The sequence below is a fragment of the Gilliamella sp. B3127 genome, from assembly GCF_026536935.1.
Lineage (GTDB): Bacteria > Pseudomonadota > Gammaproteobacteria > Enterobacterales > Orbaceae > Gilliamella > Gilliamella apicola_E.
Genome location: NZ_JAFNNI010000013.1, coordinates 1 through 3,358, shown reverse-complemented (window position 1 = coordinate 3,358; position 3,358 = coordinate 1). Strand labels below are relative to the sequence as shown.

General features: G+C 48.6%; 2 rRNA genes. Both read left to right on the top strand.

Features of this window, described 5'->3' with window-relative positions:
• Positions 1 to 185 precede the first annotated feature (185 nt).
• Positions 186 to 3,084, top strand: a 23S ribosomal RNA gene (locus J3U00_RS11515).
• Between the two features lie 152 nt (positions 3,085 to 3,236).
• Positions 3,237 to 3,352: ribosomal RNA gene (rrf, locus tag J3U00_RS11510) — 5S ribosomal RNA — on the top strand.
• Positions 3,353 to 3,358: the final 6 nt, after the last annotated feature.

Below are 3,358 nucleotides of genomic sequence, written 5' to 3'. Positions count from 1 at the left end.
CAAAATTATTTTTGTATTTATTTGATATTCGAATGAATAGAAAGATAAAGCTCTTTAACAATTAGGAACAAGCTGAAAGAAACGAGTTCTCGTTTTTACGGAAGGCATTTGTATGAAAATATGAATGTAATGAAGTAAAAAAGAGAAAAAAGCGTAATTAAAACCAAGACAACTGTGAGTTGTAAGGTTAAGAAATTAAGCGTACACGGTGGATGCCTAGGCAATCAGAGGCGATGAAGGACGTGTTAATCTGCGAAAAGCGACGGTGAGCCGATAAAAGGCGCTATAACCGTTGATGTCCGAATGGGGAAACCCAGTGCAGGCGACTGCATTATCATCTGATGAATACATAGTCAGATGAGGCGAACCGGGAGAACTGAAACATCTAAGTACCCCGAGGAAAAGAAATCAACCGAGATTCCCAAAGTAGCGGCGAGCGAAATGGGAGCAGCCCAAGCGGGTAGCATAATGTATTAGTGGAAGCGTCTGGAAAGTCGCACGATAGAGGGTGAAAGTCCCGTACATGAAAATGCATTATGTGGAAGCTTATAGAGTAGGGCGGGACACGTGATATCCTGTCTGAAGATGGGGGGACCATCCTCCAAGGCTAAATACTCCTGATTGACCGATAGTGAACCAGTACCGTGAGGGAAAGGCGAAAAGAACCCCGGGAGGGGAGTGAAATAGACCCTGAAACCGTGTACGTACAATCAGTGGGAGCATGTACCGTTGGGTATGTGTGACTGCGTACCTTTTGTATAATGGGTCAGCGACTTATATTCTGTAGCAAGGTTAACCGAATAGGGGAGCCGAAGGGAAACCGAGTATTAACTGTGCGTTAAGTTGCAGGGTATAGACCCGAAACCCGGTGATCTAGCCATGGGCAGGTTGAAGGTTGGTTAACACTAACTGGAGGACCGAACCGACTAATGTTGAAAAATTAGCGGATGACCTGTGGCTGGGGGTGAAAGGCCAATCAAACCGGGAGATAGCTGGTTCTCCCCGAAAGCTATTTAGGTAGCGCCTCATGTATAACTGTTGGGGGTAGAGCACTGTTTCGGCTAGGGGGCCATCCCGGCTTACCAACCCGATGCAAACTCCGAATACTGACAAGTTTAATCATGGGAGACACACGGCGGGTGCTAACGTTCGTCGTGAAGAGGGAAACAACCCAGACCGCCAGCTAAGGTCCCAAAGTCATAGTTAAGTGGGAAACGAAGTGGGAAGGCTTAGACAGCTAGGATGTTGGCTTAGAAGCAGCCATCATTTAAAGAAAGCGTAATAGCTCACTAGTCGAGTCGGCCTGCGCGGAAGATGTAACGGGGCTAAAACTATGCACCGAAGCTGCGGCAGTGCACGTAAGTGTATTGGGTAGGGGAGCGTTCTGTAAGCCGTAGAAGGTGTGTTGTGAGGCATGCTGGAGGTATCAGAAGTGCGAATGCTGACATAAGTAACGATAAAGCGGGTGAAAAGCCCGCTCGCCGGAAGACCAAGGGTTCCTGTCCAACGTTAATCGGGGCAGGGTGAGTCGACCCCTAAGGAGAGGCCGAAGGGCGTATCTGATGGGAAACGGGTTAATATTCCCGTACTGGCTATAACTGCGATGGGGGGACGAAGAAGGCTAGGTTTACCACCTATTGGATGGTGGGTTAAGCGTGTAGGGGTGTGATTAGGCAAATCCGGTCACTGAGACCCTGAGGCGTGATGACGAGCTACTAAGGTAGTGAAGTAATTGATGCCCTGCTTCCAGGAAAATCCTCTAAGCTTCAGGTTATAGTTAATCGTACCCGAAACCGACACAGGTGGTCAGGTAGAGAATACTCAGGCGCTTGAGAGAACTCGGGTGAAGGAACTAGGCAAAATGGTGCCGTAACTTCGGGAGAAGGCACGCTGATGTTAATTGAAGTCCCACGCGGATGGAGGTGAAATCAGTCGAAGATACCAGCTGGCTGCAACTGTTTAATAAAAACACAGCACTGTGCAAACACGAAAGTGGACGTATACGGTGTGACGCCTGCCCGGTGCTGGAAGGTTAATTGATGGGGTTATGCGTAAGCAGAAGCTCTTGATCGAAGCCCCAGTAAACGGCGGCCGTAACTATAACGGTCCTAAGGTAGCGAAATTCCTTGTCGGGTAAGTTCCGACCTGCACGAATGGCGTAATGATGGCCAGGCTGTCTCCACCCGAGACTCAGTGAAATTGAAATTGCCGTGAAGATGCGGTGTACCCGTGGCAAGACGGAAAGACCCCGTGAACCTTTACTATAGCTTGACAGTGAACATTGAGCCTTAATGTGTAGGATAGGTGGGAGACTATGAAGTGTGTACGCCAGTATGCATGGAGTCATCCTTGAAATACCACCCTTTAATGTTTGATGTTCTAACCTATACTTCTGAATCGAGGTAAGGGACACTGTCTGGTGGGTAGTTTGACTGGGGCGGTCTCCTCCCAAAGAGTAACGGAGGAGCACGAAGGTTAGCTAATCCTGGTCGGACATCAGGAGGTTAGTGCAATGGCAAAAGCTAGCTTGACTGCGAGAGTGACGGCTCGAGCAGGTACGAAAGTAGGTCATAGTGATCCGGTGGTTCTGAATGGAAGGGCCATCGCTCAACGGATAAAAGGTACTCCGGGGATAACAGGCTGATACCGCCCAAGAGTTCATATCGACGGCGGTGTTTGGCACCTCGATGTCGGCTCATCACATCCTGGGGCTGAAGTAGGTCCCAAGGGTACGGCTGTTCGCCGTTTAAAGTGGTACGCGAGCTGGGTTTAGAACGTCGTGAGACAGTTCGGTCCCTATCTGCCATGGGCGTAGGAAAATTGAGAGGGTTTGCTTCTAGTACGAGAGGACCGAAGTGAACGCACCGCTGGTGTTCGGGTTGTGATGCCAATTGCATTGCCCGGTAGCTACGTGCGGAATAGATAAGTGCTGAAAGCATCTAAGCACGAAACTAGCCTCGAGATGAGTTTTCCCTGAAGAGATTCAGTAAGGTCCGTTTGAGACTAAGACGTAGATAGGTCAGGTGTGTAAGTGTAGTGATACATTGAGCTAACTGATACTAATGAACCGAGAGTCTTAACCTTACAACTCGGAGTTGTTTTGGGTTACGCAAGTTGAGAGATTAAGAAATCATCGAAAGATGGTTAAAGATTGATGAAACAGTTTGTTCCGGATTGAGCGATTGGTGAAGATATGTGATAATCATCATCAGTTGAAAAAGAGAAGACAGAATATGTCTGGCGGTAATAGCGCGGTGGTCCCACCTGACCCCATGCCGAACTCAGAAGTGAAACGCCGTAGTGCCGATGGTAGTGTGGGTATTACCCATGTGAGAGTAGGGTGCCGCCAGACTTTTAA